This is a genomic window from Frondihabitans sp. GW821-FHT04F02 (genome assembly GCF_059420045.1).
Genome location: NZ_JBWKSZ010000004.1, coordinates 15,230 through 31,251, shown reverse-complemented (window position 1 = coordinate 31,251; position 16,022 = coordinate 15,230). Strand labels below are relative to the sequence as shown.

Sequence of the window (16,022 nt, the reverse complement as noted above, 5' to 3'; positions counted from 1 at the left end):
TACGCGCCGCGGCTCCGGGCGAGGAGCAGGTTTGTCACCCGGTCGGCACACGGGCGCCGACGGGTGCGCGACCCTAGGGTGGGTCTGTGACGACTGATGACCGCAATCGACTCGACGTGGTCGCAGTGCGCGGCGCACGCGAGCACAACCTCCGCGACGTCGACGTCGACATCCCCCGCGATGCGCTGGTGGCCTTCACCGGCGTCTCGGGATCGGGAAAGAGCTCCCTGGCCTTCGGCACCCTGTACGCCGAGGCGCAGCGGCGCTTCTTCGAGTCCGTCGCCCCGTACGCGCGCCGTCTGATCGACCAGGTCGGCGCCCCCGATGTCGACCGCATCGACGGGTTGCCGCCTGCGGTCGCCCTCCCGCAGCAGCGGACCGGCGGCACGGCTCGGTCGACGGTCGGGAGCGCAACGACCCTGGCGAATGTGCTTCGCATGTTCTTCTCGCGGGTCGGAACCTACCCGCCCGGTGCCCCGCTGCTGCTGGCCGAGGACTTCTCGATGAACACCGTGCAGGGCGCCTGCCCGACCTGCCACGGTCTGGGCCGCGTCTACGACGTGCCCGAGGAGCTCATGGTTCCCGACGACACGCTGACGATCCGCGATCGCGCGCTCGCCGCGTGGCCCTCGGCGTGGCACGGCAAGCAGCTGCGCGACAGCCTCGTCTCTCTCGGCTACGACATCGACGTGCCGTGGCGAGACCTGCCACGCGAGCAGCGGGACTGGGCTCTGTACACGGAGGACTCCCCGCAGGTGCCGATCTACCGCGACCTCTCGCCCGCGCAGGTGCGCAAGGCGGTCGCGGCGAAGGCCCCGCACTCCTATTACGGCACGTTCCTGGGTGTGAGGAAGTACGTCCTCGACACGTTCGCGAACTCGAAGAGCGCGCGCATGCGGGAGCGGGCCGCCGAGTTCATGGTGAGCGTCGTCTGCCCGACCTGCCACGGCAGGCGGCTGAAGCCCGACGCCCTGGCCGTCACGGTCGAGGGTCACGACATCACCCAGGTGGCGGCGATGCCGCTGAACGCCATCGCCGAGCTGATGAGGCAGGTTCTGCTTCCCGACTGGTCGTCCGCGCCTCCGATCGCTCCCGAGAAGCGGCTAGCGGCCCAGCGGCTGGCCGGCGACCTGCTCGCCCGGCTCTCGCCGATCATCGACCTCGGTCTCGGCTACCTCTCGCTCGACCGCACGACGCCGACGCTGTCGTCGGGCGAGCTGCAGCGGATGCGGCTGGCGACCCAGGTGCTGTCGCGTCTGTTCGGAGTCGTGTTCGTGCTCGACGAGCCGTCAGCCGGGCTGCATCCGGCTGACACCGAGTCGCTCTCCCGGATCCTGCATGCCCTGAAGGACTCCGGCAACACCGTGTTCTTCGTCGAGCACTCCCTCGACGTGATCCGCCAGGCGGACTGGATCGTCGACATCGGCCCCGGTGCCGGGACCGCGGGCGGAGAGGTGCTCTACTCCGGCCCGCTGGAGGGGCTGCGCGAGGTGGAGGAGTCCGTCACCCGCGCGTACCTCTTCGGCGAGCCGGGGTCGGCCTCCGTCCGTGAGCGCCGATCGGGCGACGACCGGCTCGAGCTCTTCGACGTGACCCGGAACAACCTGCGAGACGTGTCGGTGAGCTTCCCGCTGGGTGCCCTCACCGCCGTCACCGGGGTGTCGGGCTCGGGCAAGTCGACGCTGGTGACCCATGCCGTCCCCGACCTGCTGAAAGGCAGCCTGGGCGCCGACGTCGACGAGGAGTCCCTCGACGCCGACGAGCCGGCAGGGGCCGCGCAGGATCCCCTCCTCGCCTCGGTCCCGGACATCACCTCAGGGCGCGCGGTCGGCCCCGAGGGACGCCTGCGACGCGTCGTCCAGGTGAGCCAGAAGCCCATCGGCCGGACGCCGCGGTCGAACGTCGCGACGTACACGGGGCTCTTCGACCGCATCCGGGCCCGCTTCGCGGCCACGCCCGAGGCCCGTCGCCGCCGGTACGCCGCCAGCCGCTTCTCGTTCAACCTGCCGGCCGGGCGATGCCCCGTCTGCAAGGGCGAAGGCACGATGGAGGTCGAGCTGCTCTTCCTGCCGACCGTCCACGCGCTGTGCAGCGCCTGCGGCGGCACGCGCTACAACCCGGAGACGCTCGAGATCGAGCTCGACGGCAGCACCATCGCCGACGTGCTCGCCATGAGCGTCAGCCGCGCCAAGGAGTTCTTCGGCGCCGACGCCGAGGTGGCACGCCACGTCGACGCCCTCCTCGACGTCGGCCTCGGCTACGTGTCGCTGGGGCAGTCGGCGACCGAGCTCTCGGGCGGGGAGGCCCAGCGGGTCAAGCTCGCGACCGAGCTGCGCCGAGGACAGCGCGGCGACACCCTCTACCTTCTCGACGAGCCCACGTCGGGCCTGCACCCCGCCGACTCCGACCGGCTGATCGGGCATCTGCACGACCTCGTCGACGGCGGCAACACGGTCATCATCGTCGAGCACGACATGCGAATCGTCGCCCAGGCCGACTGGGTGATCGACCTCGGCCCGGACGCCGGTGACGCGGGCGGCCGGGTGATGGCTCAGGGCACGCCCGAGCAGGTGGCCGACCACCCGTCCAGCCGGACCGCGCCGTTCCTGCGCGCCGCTCTCGGCTTGTGACGGCTGAACCGCTGGGCTGCTGGACCGCTGGAGCGCCCGGCCGCTCGACCGCTCGCGGAGCGTAGCCTGACGCACATGAGCGCTGGGCGTGGAGTCGCAGCCGGGCCGGTGGGCGGGCGACGGTGGGCGGGCGTGCTGCTCGCCGTGGAGGCGGTCGCCCTGCTGGTCGTGGTGGCGGGGGGCCGGGATCCTGCGCTCCGCCCGGTGACCGCGGCGTTCGGGGGAGCCTCCCGGCACCTGATCGCGCACGTCGATATCGGGGTGGCGCTCGGGGTCGTGGTCGCCCTGCTCGCGGTCGGGCGCTTCGTGCCACGGCGCCTGGGCCCGCGGATCGATCCTCTTCTGACGTGGCCGATCGTCGTCTTCGTGGTCGCACTGCTCAACGGCGTCGAAGACGTCGGCGCACTCGTCGGCATCTACGCGCTGGCATCGGGCGGGGTGCTCTTCGGGATGGTCCAGGGTCGAGGCCCGCGCCACGCCCTCGGCTTCGGCTCAGCCGTCGGGATCGTTCCGTGGGGGATCGTCGCGTTCCAGCAGGTGGGGGCGATGATCGTCGGCAGCCCCGTCGGAGGCGGCGTCGTGCTCGTCACGCTCGTGGCGCTCGCCGTCGCTGTCGCGGAGTTCGCGGCGGTGTGGCGCGGAGCCGGCGCGGCCGCCCTCTGGTTGCGCGTCGTGGGTCTGTCGGTGGTCGCGTGGGTGGTCGTCCTCAGCTGAGGACGACCACCTGCGAGGCCGTCAGCCCTGCGGCGGCGTGTAGAACTGCAGGTCGTTGCCCTCGGAGTCCTTGAACGGGACGATGCGACCCCACTCGTGGTCGCTGATCTCGCCCTGGATGTCCGCGCCCCGAGACGCGATCTCGGCCAGCTCGTCTTCGATGGTCCCGTCGGGCTGGAAGGTGATGACTGCTCCGCCCGAGGACGAGACGCTGGCGTCCTCGCGTCCGTTCAGGCCGATCATGAGCCCTCCGGCGTCGAGCTCCGACCAGTCGTCGCTCTCGCTCTTGACGTCGAGTCCGAGAGTGTCGCGATAGAAGGCGACCGCCCTCTTCATGTCGGTGACCGGAACCCAGACTGTTGCTACTCCGTGTGCCATTTGCATCTCTCTGTCGTGGCCGAGAAGCACCTCGGCGATGTGCTGGGCCTGCGCCCGGGTGTGAGGTGAGGCGGGGTCAGACCCGGCCCGCACCCTCCGTGTCGTCTGTCGTGTCGCGGGCTTCGTCTTTCGAGTCCTCGACGTTCTTGCGGGCCTCGCCCATCTGCTGGTCTTTCTTGCCCTGAGCGGTCAGCTCGGCGTCGTCGGTCTTCTCGCCGACGAACTCCTCGGCGTGACCGGCTGCCTTCTGGGTCAGATCCTTTGCCTTGTCTCCAAGCGACATCATGATTCCTCTGCTCGACACCTAGGTCGAGGGAGATCCCTCGACTTCGGCTGACGCTAGGCCGTTCTCGCTGGGGGTACATCCAGGTCGCTCGGGCTCCAGCATCGACGTCTCGAAGCGGCTCGAGGAGGTAACCGGCACGGCGCCGGGGGAGTAGTGGCGCGTCGTCGTATTCCGGGGGTACACGCCCGCGCATCGACTGGCAGTGTCGGGCGTGTCCCACGGCGGACTCGTGAACTGAGAGTCCACCATTCGAAGGACACGCAGTGAGCACGACGACATCGACCGACCGGACGACCATCGAGAAGACAGCCGCATCCGCCTTCGGCTGGGACGAGCTCCACCCGGCGCAGCTCGAGGCCATCGAAGCTGTCCTGGCCGGACGCGACGTGCTGGCACTGATGCCGACCGGCTTCGGGAAGTCGGCCATCTACCAGGTCGCCGGCGCCGTCCTCGGGAAGCCGGTCGTCGTCGTCTCGCCCCTGATCGCGCTACAGGCCGACCAGGTCGCGGGGCTCGTCGGGCACCCGGAGGCGCCGGCGGCGATCGCCATCAACTCCAGTCACACCGACAGCGAGAACGCCGAGGGCTGGGAGCGCCTGGACGCCGGCGAGATCACCTACGTCTTCCTTGCGCCCGAGCAGCTCGCGAGCCCGGAGACGGTGGCGAGGCTGGCCGCGAGCGGCGTCGGGCTGCTCGTCGTCGACGAGGCTCACTGCGTCTCGTCCTGGGGCCACGACTTCCGGCCCGACTACCTCCACCTGGGGCAGATCGTGGCGGACCTCGGCCGGCCTCCCGTCCTGGCGCTGACGGCGACCGGCTCCGGCCCGATCCGCGACGAGATCGTCGAGAGGCTTCGACTTCGGGATCCCCTCGTTCTCAGCCACGGCTTCGATCGCCCCAATCTCAGCCTCGCGGTGACCCGGCACGAAGACGATCAGCAGAAGCGCGACGCCGTCGTCGAGGATGCGACGAATGCAGCCACTCCGGCGATCGTCTACGTGGCGACCCGGAAGGAGACCGGGTACTACGCCGACGCCCTCTCGAAGCGGCGGCCCGACCTGACCGTCGTGGCGTACCACGGCGGTCAGAGCTCGGCGGAACGCGGTCAGGTGCACGAGCGCTTCCACGCGGGCGACGTCGACCTCGTCGTCGCCACCAGCGCGTTCGGGATGGGCATCGACAAGCCGGATATCCGAGCCGTGATCCACGCGGACGTCCCCGACTCCCTGGAGAGCTACTACCAGGAGATCGGGCGGGCCGGCCGAGACGGCGAGCCCGCGTCGGCCACCCTGCACTACCGCCCGGAAGACCTCGCCCTGCGAAGCTTCTTCGCCTCCGGTCTGCCTCGTCGGTCGCATCTCCGAGCGGTCTTCACGACCATTCAGGCGGCAGGCCGGCCGGTGACGCGCACCGCGGTCGCCGAGCAGCTGAGCCACACGCGGCAGACGGTGACGCGCCTCATCGACCTCCTCCTCGAGGCGGAGACGATCATCGAGAAGAAGCGCGGGTTCGTGGTTCGCAAGGGTCTCGAAGCGGCCGAGGCCGCTGATTCGGCCAGGCATGTGGCGAAGACCCGCGAACGGGTCGAGAAGACCCGCCAGGACATGATGCGGAACTACGCGGAGCAGCCCGGATGCCGTCGCCACACCCTGCTCGGGTACTTCGGCGAGGACTCGCCCGAGCGGTGCGGCAACTGCGACGGGTGCGCGCGCGAGGCCGACGGACCCCGGGTCGATGACGCTGCGCCCAGTTCCGGCGAACGCGCCTTTCCCGTCGACTCGCACGTGCGGCACGAGGCCTGGGGCGCGGGCACGGTCATGAGCCACGACGGGGATCGGATGACCGTCTTCTTCGACGAGGAGGGCTACAAGGTCCTGGCCACGGACGAGGTCCTCGACCACGAGCTGCTGGTCAGCGCCTGACGACGGGCGCTCCGCGTCCGCTGGTCGTCAGCCGAGCTCTCGTCGTCGGAGGGCCGCGCTAGCTGCCGAACGGGAAGGCCCGGCGCGGCTCGCCGGACGACGGACGAGGCTCGGGCGGAGCCGCCGGCACCTCCGAGGAGTGAGCGGAGGCGGCGTCCGCGAACCGGGCTCCCCCGACCGCGGCCGTGCGGCGGACGAGCTCCGCGACCAGGCCGTCGTCTTCGGGCTCGAGCTCGTCGTCGGGAGCGACCTCGACCATCACCTGGCTGGCCGGCCCGAGCAGCAGCTCGGCGGTCACGGCCTGGCCGTACTCGTCGGCCGTCGGGACGTCGACGATGTCGGTCGTCCCGTTCTCGCCCAGGGCCGCCGCGTAGGCGAGCACCGCGTGCGCGATGCGGTCGCCGGTCATGATCTTGTTCTCGCCGTAGACGATGTACTTCATCGGAACCTCCAGATTCCGATCCAACCTCGACGAGGCATCGGCGTCCGAGGTTCTGCGTTTATCGGCTGGGAACGTCGGGTGGGCGTCAGTCGTCTTCGGCCTGCGCCTGCCGCGCGAGGAGGACGCGGGCCGTGGCGCCGAGGACCTCCTCGACGGGGCGGTCCTGCTGCGCCGCCAGGGCACCGGAGAGACCCGCCGTGATCGAGCCGCTCGCGGCCGCGAGCGACTCCACGACGTCCTGCTGCCTGTCGGTGAGGGGCTCGTCGACGAGGCTGTCGACCGTGTCGCGCAGGTTCTCTTCGGCGGCGTCGACCAGGGCGGGATCCTGCGAGAGGGCGGCCGATGCCTCGGCGTTGACCGCCAGGCCCAGTTCTGAGGCAGCGCTGTCGGGGGCTGGAGTGCTGTCGTCCATGCGCGTGACGGTACACGCGCCCTTCTGAGCATCCTCCGCGACGCCTCCCGGCCCGTGTCAGGACGCAGGCGCCGCCTCGTTCACCTGCGCCAGGCCGTTGAGGGTCCGCGGGTAGCCGACGTAGGCGACCAGCACGGTCAGCACGTCGAGCAGGTCGGCGCGCGTGTTGCCGACGTGGAGGTTCGCGGAGACGTGACCGCGCACCTGGTTGTCGGCGCCGCCGAGGGCGACGAGCAGGGCGAAGGTGATGAGCTCGCGCTGCCTCACGTCGAAGCCGGTCCGCGTGTAGTAGTCGCCGAAGCAGTTGGACGACAGGAACTGCTGGAAGTGCACCGCGTCGTCCGGAGCGCTCGCGTACATGCCGGCGACCGGCTCGGCCCCGACGATCTCCTCCTGCTTCGCGCGGCCGACGGCGGCCCGCGTCTCGGGCGTGGTGGTCGACTGCCCCTCGAGCGGCACGGCGATGCCTCGTGCGGCGAACTCGTCGTTGGTCGCGAACAGGAAGTCGACGACCCGGGCGATGCCGACGTAGGCGACGGCCTGGTACGTGAGCTCCTTGACCTGGACCGGCGTCACGCCGACGGTCAGGGCCGCACCCAGCAGCACGCGGTACTCCGACACGGCGCCGACGGCGATGGTCGCGGCGAGCTGGTACACCAGCCGGTCGCGACGGTCGAGCGAGCTGTGCGCGAGCGTCTGGTCGAAGGCGAAGTCGGCGTAGAACGCCCAGAACTCCGGATCGGTCGTGCTGAGCGGCGACGGGCCGCCGCCGGGGAAGAGCGCGGCCTGCTCCTCGGCCGCGCTCACTGGGCGCTCCCCGGGTACTCCGCGTCGGTCACGGGCTCGAGCCACGTCGTGGCCGTCGCCGGGTCGTCGGGGATGTCCATGAGCGCGATGTGCTCCATGAAGTCGTCGGGGGTCGCGCCGTGCCAGTGCTCCTCGCCCGGGGGCGTGTAGATCGTGTCGCCGGGACGGATCTCGAGGATCTCGCCGCCGCGGTTCTGCACGAGGCCGAGCCCCTCGGTCACGTAGAGGGTCTGGCCGAGCGCGTGCGAGTGCCAGTTGGTGTGCGCGCCCGGAGAGAAGCGGACCTTGGCCGCGCTGGCCCGCTGCCCGTCGGCCTGCGGGGTCAGGATCGAGTCGACCCAGACGTCGCCGGTGAAGTTGGCGGGCGGGTTCTTGGCGGTGGGCTTCTTGGGAAGTCGTTGCATCAGTCGTTCTCCTTCGTGAGGTCGGCTGCCGAGTGGGCGGCCGTGGCGCCGGCCGGAGTCGCGGCCCACGACGCCAGGAGGGCAAGCCGCTCGGCGGTCGGGCTTCCGGGCTCGGCGGTGTAGATGAGCAGACTCAGGCCGGGGTCGGCGATCAGGTCGGTGCCCTCGAAGATCATGTCGAGCGCGCCCACCTCGGGGTGGTGGAAGTTCTTGGCTCCCGTGGCGTGCCGGCGCACCTCGTGAGCACCCCATCGGGTCCTGAACTGCTCGCTCCTGGTCGAGAGCTCGCCGATGAGGTCCTGCAGGTCTCTGTCGTAGGGGTCGCGCCCGGCCTCGGTCCGCAGGATCGCGACCGTCTGGTCGGCCGCCTTCGCCCATTCGGGGTAGAACCGCTCGGCTCGATCGAGGTCGAGGAAGCAGAACCGCGCGAGGTTCAGAGGCTTGCCCGGCAGGGTCGCCTCGGGGCTGGCGTAGAGGTCGGAGTAGACGGCCTTGCCGAGCGCGTTCGAGGCGAGGATGTCGAGGCGGCCGTTGCGCACGAATGCCGGCCCGCCGGTGATGGCGTCGAGGATCAGCTGCAGCCCGGGCCGCACCGACTCGGTGCGCGCGGCTCGCCGCCGACTCGGGATCGGCGACGCGTTCGCGGCGCGAGCGAGGTCGAACAGGTGCTCCCGCTCGGCGTCGTCCAGCAGCAGCGCCTGAGCGACGGCGTGCAGCACGCCGTCGGAGGCGCCTGCCAGGGTCCCGCGCTCGAGGCGCGAGTAGTACTCGACGCTCACGCCGGCGAGCTGCGCGACCTCGACGCGGCGGAGCCCCGGAACGCGCCGGTTGCCGCCGGCGGGCAGGTCGACCTGGTCGGGCTTGATCCTGCCCCGCCTGCTGCTCAGGAACTCGCGCACCTCGTCCGAATTGCTCATGAGGCGAACCTACGGCCGCGGGGCCCGCCGTGGAATGCCCTGCTGGTACACCTCTCGCCAGTACCTTCCAGCGCCCGGGCCAGAACGGCAGGCTCGAGCCATGACGACCACTCGCGCGCGCCGAACCCTCCTCCTGGCGTCTCTCGGCTTCTTCCTGATCACGCTCGACATCCTGATCGTGAACGTCGCGCTGACCCGGATCGGCCGCGAGTTCGGCGGCAGCACGTCAGGGCTGCAGTGGGTCATCGACGCGTACACGCTCCTCTTCGCGTCGCTCCTGCTGTTCGCCGGCAACCTGTCCGACCGGATCGGCGCCAAGCGCGCCTTCGGCGTCGGCATCGCGGGCTTCCTGGTGGCGTCCGTGGCGTGCGCGGTCGCTCCCAGCCTGGGCGTCCTGATCGCCGCGCGGGCTGTCCAGGGCGCAGCCGCCGCCGTGATGCTGCCCGCGTCGATGGCGCTCATCCGCGAGGCCTACCCCGGGGCGCAGGAACGCGCCCGCGCCCTCGGGATCTGGGCCGTCGGCGGCGCGGTCGCCGGCGCGGTCGGCCCCGTCCTCGGCGGCGCCCTCACCACGCTCGACTGGCGCCTCGTCTTCGCGATCAACCTGCCGGTGTGCGCCGTGATGCTGCTCCTGCTGCGGGCGGTCGCCCCCTCAGAGGCCCGGCCGACGACGTTCGACTGGGCGGGGCAGGTGGCGGCGCTTCTGGCTCTGGGCGGCCTCGTGTTCGGACTCATCGAGGGCGGCGCCATCGGGTTCGGGGCGCCGGTGGTCGTGGTCGCGTTCGCGGTGGGTGCGGCGGGGGTGGCGGCGTTCCTGCGCGTTCAATCCCGGGTGAGGCACCCGATGATGCCGCTGCCGCTCCTCAGGCCGAGGGGCATGCGGATCGCGCTGGTCGTCGGGTTCGCCTTCATGGTCGGCAACTTCGGCACGGTGTTCGTGAACAGCCTCTACCTGCAGCAGCACCTCGGGCTGTCGCCGCTGCTCGCGGGTCTGGTCTTCCTGCCCTCGGCCGCGTTCGCGGTCGCCGGGAACATCGTCAGCGGCACTCTGGCGAACCGCTTCGGCGCGCGGGTGCCGGTGGTCTCCGGGCTCCTCACGATGGTCGTCGGCCTCGTCGTGCTCATCGCGACGGCGCCCCTCGGCGCCCCCTGGGGCGTGCTGGTCGGCTCGATCTTCACGGGAGCGGGCGGGTCGGTCGCGATGCCGCCCGTCACCTCGGTGGTCCTGGCCAGCGTCCCGGCCGAGCGGTCGGGTACCGCCAGCGCCGTGTTCAACACCTTCCGGCAGGTCGGAGGGGCGGTCGCCATAGCGGTCTTCGGCCTGCTCATCGCCGACCGAACTCACTTCGTGAGCGGCATGCAGACCAGTTTCGTCGTGGCCGGCGCGGTCATCCTGGCAGCCGCGATCGCAGCGGGGTTCATCCGGCCGGCCGCTGACGCGACGCCTCGCGCCTGAGACGCCAGCCGCGGGCGAGTCGTCGCCACGGCAGGTCGTGCGGCCAGTGGATCGCGACGGAGCGGAAGCCTCGTCGCACCCGCCGCCATCCTGCGCCATCGATCAACGGCCTCATCGAGATGCCGACACGCACGCGCGGTGCGAAGCGGATCCGATGGCGCTCGCCGAGATGGAACGAGAGGTCGAAGTCGTCGTGCAGGTCGGGCGACAGGTGGATCTCGTTGCGCACCGACTCCCAGGCGGAGCGGCGCATGGCGAAGTTCGACCCGAAGACGGGAACGTGCGTCAGGGCCAGGGCGCCCAGGACGAAGTAGGCGCCGAGATAGGCGACGGCGGCGGGGCGTCGGAGAAGCCGCGGGCCGTCCAGGAAGCCCGCCGGGCCGGTCACGGCGTCGACGCGGGGCGCACCTTGGAAGGCGTCGAGGAGGTTTCGAACCCAGTCGACCGGGAGGACCGTGTCGGCGTCGATGCGCGCGATGATGTCGCCGCGCGCGTGGTCGTAGCCGGTCTCGCTCGCCGCCGCGATGCCCGGTCTCGCCTCGAACAGGACCGTGGCGCCCGCTCGCGTGGCGACGGCCGCACTGCCGTCGGCCGAGCCGTTGTCCACGACGATCAGCTGGAAGCCGGGTGCCCGCTCCTGCCGCGCGAGGGAGGCCAAGCAGCTCTCGAGCATCCGCGCATCGTTCTTCACCGGGATCACCACCGAGAGAGACAGCACCGGGGCCGCGGTAGAGGCGTCGGAGAGTTCGCCGGGAACGGTGACGGCGTCGAGCGGAAGGGGCACGGGATTCTTTCTATGCGCCTCTCCCTGGGCGCGCGTACCCCTTTACAAATCGTCGCACTTCTGCTGGGCGGGGTACAGAACGGGGTACATATGACGCCGGGTGAGCGCTAGCCGACCGCGCGGCCGCCGTCAATGCCCCGACCCCCTGGTTGGACACATCCGCATCACCTCGGTTGACTGGGGTCATCGGGATGAACGATCCCTCCTGCACGACGCACGATTCGCCCGGATCTCGGGTTCCGCGTCGAGTGGAGACCCCGATCGACACCGGGCCTACGCCGCCCGAGACCGAGGTCGCATGACCGACACCATCTCCCTGACTGCCGTGCCGGCTTCGGCGCTCGGCACTGCACCCGCACCCGCACCCGCACAGCCGACGAGCCTCTACGAGTCGCACCGCGACATCCCCGCGTTCCACCAGGCGACGTACCCGAAGAGGCGCCCTGACCGCTTCGGTGATCTCCGTCGCGTCCAGCCGGCCGCGACCAGCACGGTCGCCTGCACTCTCGACCTGTCGTACCAGCAGTTCATCGAGGGCGACTTCGCTGTCGTCGAGGTGGGCGTCAGCGCCTGATCAGCGTCAGGTGATGAGTTCGAGCGGCGCTCGCGGCTGGATCTGCGAGCCGTAGCTCAGGACGATCCCCACCACCATCGACCCCAGCGGGGCGCACTCCTCCAGGAGCCGGATGAGGTGCGCGTGCGTCTCAGCGTGCCGAGTGATCTGCTCGAAGTTGTCGCGGCGATCCTTGCAGATGGCGTAGCCGTCCATGGCAGACGCTTTCCTCGGTGGTTTGACCCGAATCTCCAGAGTGGCACGGAACCGAGCGGTTAGGTCGGTTTAGTCGAGACCCCGACCGGGATCTCGACGCCTCGCCCGCTCCGTGATCGCCTCGATGACCTCGGTCTTCGCGTCGGCGTAGTCGTTCATGTCGCTCCACGCCCGGTCGAGAAGCGCTCGCTTGGTGCGCTCGTAGAGGGCGCGGTCGTCGGCGTCGCGGCGCAGGTGGTCGCGCAGCAGCAGGTACGCGGCGATGGGCGGGGCGCCTCGCTCGTAGACGTGCACGTGGACGTCGCGGGCCGCGGTGCGCACCAGGCGATGGCCCGGCTCGCGCACGCGCAGCACGTAGCCGGTGGCGAGGAGCGGCTCGAGGTAGTCCTCCTCGGCGGTGATGTCGTCGACCGCGATGACGACGTCGACGATCGGCTTCGCCGCGAGACCCGGCACCGAGGTGGAGCCGATGTGCTCGACGTCGGCGTCCGTCGCGGCGAGAGCCTCGCGGATCCGGCGCTCGTGCTCGGCGTAGAGGGCGGGCCAGCGCTCCTCGTACTCGTGGAGCGCGACGGTGACCGCCTCGGGCCCGCCGACCAGCTCGAGCGTCGTCACGTCCGGACGTCGGGGGCTGCTCACCCGTCCATCCTCGCATCGCGGCGTCGCGGCTCGCCGGCCGTCACGCCGCCGAGCGCGCATGCGGCGCGAACATGATCACGGCCACTCCGGCGATGCAGATCATCGCGCCCACGATGTCCCAGCGATCCGGCTGGAACTTGTCGGCGATCACCGCCCACGCCAGCGATCCGGCGACGAACACGCCGCCGTACGCGGCCATGATGCGGCCGAACTCCGCGCTCGGCTGCAGCGTCGCGATGAGTCCGTAGGCGCCGAGCACGATGACGCCGAGGCCGGCCCACCACCACGACTTCCCTTCGCGCACGGCCTGCCAGACGAGCCAGGCGCCGCCGATCTCGGCCACGGCGGCGAACACGAACAGGACGGCGATGCGCACGACGGTCATGGGCCGATCTTCGCAGGATCGGCGGCAGTTCCTGCGCCCCGGGCGCGCGGCGGTCAGGCGCCGACGAAGAACTCGAGGGCGACGCCGTCGGGATCCTTGACGCTGAGCGCTGTTCCGTAGGGGGCCTCGACGAGACCGGAGTGCGCGATGCCCTGGGAGTCGAGGTGCTCGGCCCAGGCGGTCAGCTCGGCGAGGCCGTCGACGCCGAATCCCAGGTGGTCGAGTCCCGGCGTGAAGGGGCTGAAGTCGCCCGTCGTTCCGCGCTCGTGCTGGGTGAGGCCCACGTTCGTGCCCGACGGGAGCCGGAACAGGCGGCGGTTCAGCCCCTCGCCCTCGAGCTCTCCGATCGGCTCGAACCCGAAGAGGCGCCGGTAGAAGGCGGCGCTTGCGTCGAGGTCGCGGACGGTGAGGGCGATGTGGTCGATTCCGGAGAGCGAGGGCATGACGACAGCCAACACCCTCCGGCCGAGCGATCAGGCCAGCGGCTCGTACGGGAACTCGGCCGACCGGCCCTGGAACTCCAGGATCGCCTCGTTGCGGACGTGACCCGCATCGATCTCGATCGCCCGCCGGATGGTCTCCGATCCCGACCACGACGCCGGACCCTCCATGACAGTGCGGAGGAACGGCATCAGGGCCTCGCTGATCTCCCAGGTCGAGGAGTTCCAGAGGAGCGAGGGGCTGTGGTCGACGGCGTAGTAGTTGGTGGTGCCGCCGACGGTGATCATCGGGTCGGCGAAGGTGGTCGTGCGCGCCCAGTCGAAGCCCATGCCCTCGTCGATCGAGACGTCGACGATCAGGCTGCCGGGCCGGAAGGCGCCGAGGTCGGCGACGCGGAGGTAGGTCAGCGGGGCGTTCGGATCCTGCAGCGTGCAGTTCACGACGATGTCGTTGGCGGCGAGATAGGGGGCGAGCTTGACCGGCCCGTGCTCGGAGTGGACCGTGCTCTCGTAGGGGGCCTCGGGGTTGTGCTCGAACTGGATGATGTCGACGGAAGGGATGGGCGAGCCGACCGCCGCGGTGTCGCGGTGGGTGAGCACGCGGACATCGTGGATGCCGTGGGCGTTCAGCGCCGTGACGGCGCCGCGGGCAGTTGCTCCGAAGCCGATGACGACGGCGCTGAGGCGGCGCCCGTAGTCGCCGGTCGAGCCGCAGAGCTGGAGCGCGTGCAGCACGGAGCAGTAGCCGGCGAGCTCGTTGTTCTTGTGGAAGACGTGGAGCCCGAAGCCGCCGTCGGCCTGCCAGTGGTTCATGGCCTCCCAGGCGATGAGGGTGAGGCCCTTGTCGATGGCGAGCTGGGTGAGGGCGCGGTCCTGGACGCAGTGGGGCCAGCCCCAGAGCACCTGGCCGTCGCGGAGGTCGGCGAGATCCTGCGACTGGGGCTTCGGGAGCAGGACGACGTCAGTGCCCGCGATGACCTCGGCGCGATCCGCCATGCGGCCGACGAGGGGCTCGATCTCGGCATCGTCGATGCCGAACCGGCTGCCGTAGCCGCGCTCGAGCGTCATGTTCACGCGAAGGTCGGCGTCGATCCGCTCGAGGTGGGCCGGGTGGATCGGCAGGCGACGTTCGTCGGGTTTACGCGACGTGGCCAGGATGCCGAGGCGGAGCAGCTCGGGTGCGGAATCGGTGCGGGTCATACCTGACCCTAGGGCGCGGGTGGGCCGGTGCCTACTTGCCGGTGGGTTCGGTGGCCACGCCGTACGGGATGAGACTCGGGTCGACCGGGATCTCGGTGGCGTGCTCGACCCTGCTCGTGCCGATCACCGTCGTGCCGTCTTTCTCGTAGACCGTGATCGACGTCAGCTTCTCGGATGCCGGGGTCAGCTGCCAGGCCTCTGTGGCGAGGGCGTAGCCGAGCTTCCCGTTGTCGGCGCGCAGAGGAACGAGGTCGGGGTAGCCGTGGCCGTTCGGCGTGCCGTACGTCTGGCCGTTCGCGTTGACGCCCCACGGGCTGGTCGTCGAGGTGGCGTAGCGGGCGGTGGCTGTCCAGGTGGTCTCGGGCTCGGCCTTCACGGTGATGGAGGTCGAGCCGTCGGCGGGCAGCAGGCCGTCGCTGACGTGCATCGGGTGGTCGGCGTTCCTGCAGTCGATCCCCTGCGCGGTGGGGTTTCCGTCGTCGCCGGGTGTCGTCTCGACGAAGGCCTGGCCGACGCCGTTGTCGCAGGTGAGGTCGATGACGACGACGCCGGCCCGGTCGGGGACAGCGCCGAGATCGATGGTGCCGGTGCCCGTGTGCGTGACGGTCACGGATGTGCCGATGGCGGTCACTGTCGTCGAGCCCGGCTGGTTCGCGATGGCCACGGCCGCGCCCGTCGTGGCACCGGCGAGGGCGAGGGCGCCGAGGCTCCAGGCCACGGTGCGCGTCGTGCGCTGGCGACGCTGGAGGCGGCTGCCCTTCGTGCCGATGGCGGTGAGCTCGGTGCGGATGGCCCGGGCGAAGTCGGTGTCGAGCTGAGGCGCGGTCATGAGCGGTGTCCTTCGGCGGTGAGGTGGATGGCGGGGTTCAGATCGTGGAGATCGGCGCGCACGCGGGTGCGGGCGCGCTGCAGTCGCATCCGAGCGGTCGACGGTTTGAGCCCGACGGCTGCGGCAGCCTCGGCCAGCGGCAGCTCGTCGAGGCTCGCGAGCACGAAGAGCGCGGCGTCGGTCGGCGACAGCCGACGAAGCGACTCGGCCAGGCGCCGCGAGGCCTCGACGGCGCCCGCGTCGAGCTCGACGGTCGGCTCGACGCGCGGCATGCTGCGGAGCAGGCGCTGGTGCCGGAAGTGCGACCGCTGCGAGTTGCGGGCCAGATTCACCGTGGTGACCAGGAGCCAGGGCAGGATCGAGCCGTCGACGATCCGCACTGCGCGGCGCTTCCGCCACAGCTCGAAGAACGCGGCGCCGACGATGTCTTCGGCGTCGTGGGCGTTCTCGACGAGGCCGAGGGCGCGGCGGTAGACGCGGTCCTGGTGACGGTCGAAGAGCGACCCGAAGGCGTCGCCGTCGTCACGCAGGGCGCGATCCCACAGGGCTGTCTCGGTCTCGTCGGAGTCACTCACACTAAGGAGTGTCCGGGGCCGCCGAGATCGTCC

General features: G+C 70.8%; 20 protein-coding genes. 5 read left to right on the top strand and 15 right to left on the bottom strand.

Annotation, left to right across the window (positions count from 1 at the left end):
- The first annotated feature begins 86 nt into the window (after positions 1-86).
- Together AC07TY_RS11670 and AC07TY_RS11665 are read left to right on the top strand one after the other, a co-directional pair.
- Complete coding sequence (locus AC07TY_RS11670) at positions 87-2,630, top strand: excinuclease ABC subunit UvrA (RefSeq protein WP_494785462.1); 2,544 nt, start codon at positions 87-89, stop codon at positions 2,628-2,630.
- A gap of 75 nt (positions 2,631-2,705) precedes the next feature.
- Positions 2,706-3,344 (top strand): hypothetical protein, encoded by a 639-nt coding sequence (locus AC07TY_RS11665; protein WP_494785461.1) that lies wholly within the window; start codon positions 2,706-2,708, stop codon positions 3,342-3,344.
- Between the two features lie 21 nt (positions 3,345-3,365).
- Here the strand turns inward: AC07TY_RS11665 and AC07TY_RS11660 are convergent, their stop codons facing one another.
- Positions 3,366-3,722, bottom strand: coding sequence for a VOC family protein (locus AC07TY_RS11660; protein WP_123507090.1), 357 nt, complete (start codon positions 3,720-3,722; stop codon positions 3,366-3,368).
- Between the two features lie 76 nt (positions 3,723-3,798).
- Positions 3,799-4,008 carry a CsbD family protein gene (locus tag AC07TY_RS11655; RefSeq protein ID WP_494785460.1) on the bottom strand — a complete coding sequence of 70 codons (210 nt, stop codon included), beginning with the start codon at positions 4,006-4,008 and terminating at the stop codon, positions 3,799-3,801.
- Positions 4,009-4,271: 263 nt separating this feature from the next.
- Here AC07TY_RS11655 and AC07TY_RS11650 point away from each other — a divergent pair, with 263 nt between their 5' ends.
- Positions 4,272-5,930 carry a RecQ family ATP-dependent DNA helicase gene (locus AC07TY_RS11650; RefSeq protein ID WP_494785459.1) on the top strand — a complete coding sequence of 553 codons (1,659 nt, stop codon included), beginning with the start codon at positions 4,272-4,274 and terminating at the stop codon, positions 5,928-5,930.
- A gap of 58 nt (positions 5,931-5,988) precedes the next feature.
- Here AC07TY_RS11650 and AC07TY_RS11645 read toward each other — a convergent pair whose 3' ends face one another.
- The 5 genes from AC07TY_RS11645 to AC07TY_RS11625 form a co-directional block, all read right to left on the bottom strand.
- The gene (locus tag AC07TY_RS11645) at positions 5,989-6,372 is read right to left on the bottom strand and encodes a hypothetical protein (protein WP_488625138.1); all 384 of its coding nucleotides are present in this window, start codon (positions 6,370-6,372) and stop codon (positions 5,989-5,991) included.
- A gap of 85 nt (positions 6,373-6,457) precedes the next feature.
- Positions 6,458-6,784: a hypothetical protein gene (locus AC07TY_RS11640; protein WP_494785458.1), complete on the bottom strand. Its 327-nt coding sequence runs from the start codon at positions 6,782-6,784 to the stop codon at positions 6,458-6,460.
- A 57-nt stretch (positions 6,785-6,841) separates the two neighbouring features.
- A complete protein-coding gene (locus AC07TY_RS11635; protein WP_494785457.1) occupies positions 6,842-7,591 on the bottom strand; it encodes a carboxymuconolactone decarboxylase family protein in 750 nt (249 codons plus the stop codon).
- On the bottom strand, positions 7,588-7,995 hold the full coding sequence (locus tag AC07TY_RS11630; RefSeq protein WP_494785456.1) for a (R)-mandelonitrile lyase: 408 nt from the start codon (positions 7,993-7,995) through the stop codon (positions 7,588-7,590). The genes AC07TY_RS11635 and AC07TY_RS11630 overlap by 4 nt, the downstream gene beginning before the upstream one ends.
- The gene (locus AC07TY_RS11625; protein ID WP_494785455.1) at positions 7,995-8,912 is read right to left on the bottom strand and encodes a helix-turn-helix transcriptional regulator; all 918 of its coding nucleotides are present in this window, start codon (positions 8,910-8,912) and stop codon (positions 7,995-7,997) included. The genes AC07TY_RS11630 and AC07TY_RS11625 overlap by 1 nt, the downstream gene beginning before the upstream one ends.
- Before the next feature lie 100 nt (positions 8,913-9,012).
- Between AC07TY_RS11625 and AC07TY_RS11620 the strand changes: the two genes are divergently transcribed.
- Positions 9,013-10,368 carry an MFS transporter gene (locus AC07TY_RS11620; protein ID WP_494785454.1) on the top strand — a complete coding sequence of 452 codons (1,356 nt, stop codon included), beginning with the start codon at positions 9,013-9,015 and terminating at the stop codon, positions 10,366-10,368.
- On the opposite strand, the gene AC07TY_RS11615 is transcribed toward AC07TY_RS11620, so the two are convergent.
- A complete protein-coding gene (locus tag AC07TY_RS11615; protein ID WP_494785453.1) occupies positions 10,331-11,152 on the bottom strand; it encodes a glycosyltransferase family 2 protein in 822 nt (273 codons plus the stop codon). The genes AC07TY_RS11620 and AC07TY_RS11615 overlap by 38 nt on opposite strands.
- A gap of 298 nt (positions 11,153-11,450) precedes the next feature.
- On the opposite strand from AC07TY_RS11615, the gene AC07TY_RS11610 reads away from it, so the two are divergent.
- The gene (locus AC07TY_RS11610) at positions 11,451-11,726 is read left to right on the top strand and encodes a hypothetical protein (RefSeq protein ID WP_494785452.1); all 276 of its coding nucleotides are present in this window, start codon (positions 11,451-11,453) and stop codon (positions 11,724-11,726) included.
- A gap of 6 nt (positions 11,727-11,732) precedes the next feature.
- Here the strand turns inward: AC07TY_RS11610 and AC07TY_RS11605 are convergent, their stop codons facing one another.
- From AC07TY_RS11605 to AC07TY_RS11575, 7 genes are all read right to left on the bottom strand, one after another.
- Entirely contained in the window at positions 11,733-11,921 is a 189-nt protein-coding gene (locus tag AC07TY_RS11605) for a hypothetical protein (protein ID WP_123506592.1), read from the bottom strand.
- A 69-nt stretch (positions 11,922-11,990) separates the two neighbouring features.
- Positions 11,991-12,560 (bottom strand): GrpB family protein, encoded by a 570-nt coding sequence (locus AC07TY_RS11600; RefSeq protein ID WP_494785451.1) that lies wholly within the window; start codon positions 12,558-12,560, stop codon positions 11,991-11,993.
- A 40-nt stretch (positions 12,561-12,600) separates the two neighbouring features.
- Positions 12,601-12,945: a YnfA family protein gene (locus AC07TY_RS11595; RefSeq protein WP_488625129.1), complete on the bottom strand. Its 345-nt coding sequence runs from the start codon at positions 12,943-12,945 to the stop codon at positions 12,601-12,603.
- 53 nt (positions 12,946-12,998) lie between these two features.
- On the bottom strand, positions 12,999-13,388 hold the full coding sequence (locus tag AC07TY_RS11590) for a VOC family protein (protein ID WP_123506589.1): 390 nt from the start codon (positions 13,386-13,388) through the stop codon (positions 12,999-13,001).
- Positions 13,389-13,418: 30 nt separating this feature from the next.
- On the bottom strand, positions 13,419-14,585 hold the full coding sequence (locus AC07TY_RS11585) for a N(5)-(carboxyethyl)ornithine synthase (RefSeq protein ID WP_494785450.1): 1,167 nt from the start codon (positions 14,583-14,585) through the stop codon (positions 13,419-13,421).
- A 31-nt stretch (positions 14,586-14,616) separates the two neighbouring features.
- Positions 14,617-15,414: a hypothetical protein gene (locus tag AC07TY_RS11580; protein WP_494785449.1), complete on the bottom strand. Its 798-nt coding sequence runs from the start codon at positions 15,412-15,414 to the stop codon at positions 14,617-14,619.
- Positions 15,411-15,989 (bottom strand): RNA polymerase sigma factor, encoded by a 579-nt coding sequence (locus AC07TY_RS11575; RefSeq protein WP_158614232.1) that lies wholly within the window; start codon positions 15,987-15,989, stop codon positions 15,411-15,413. The genes AC07TY_RS11580 and AC07TY_RS11575 overlap by 4 nt, the downstream gene beginning before the upstream one ends.
- Positions 15,990-16,022: the final 33 nt, after the last annotated feature.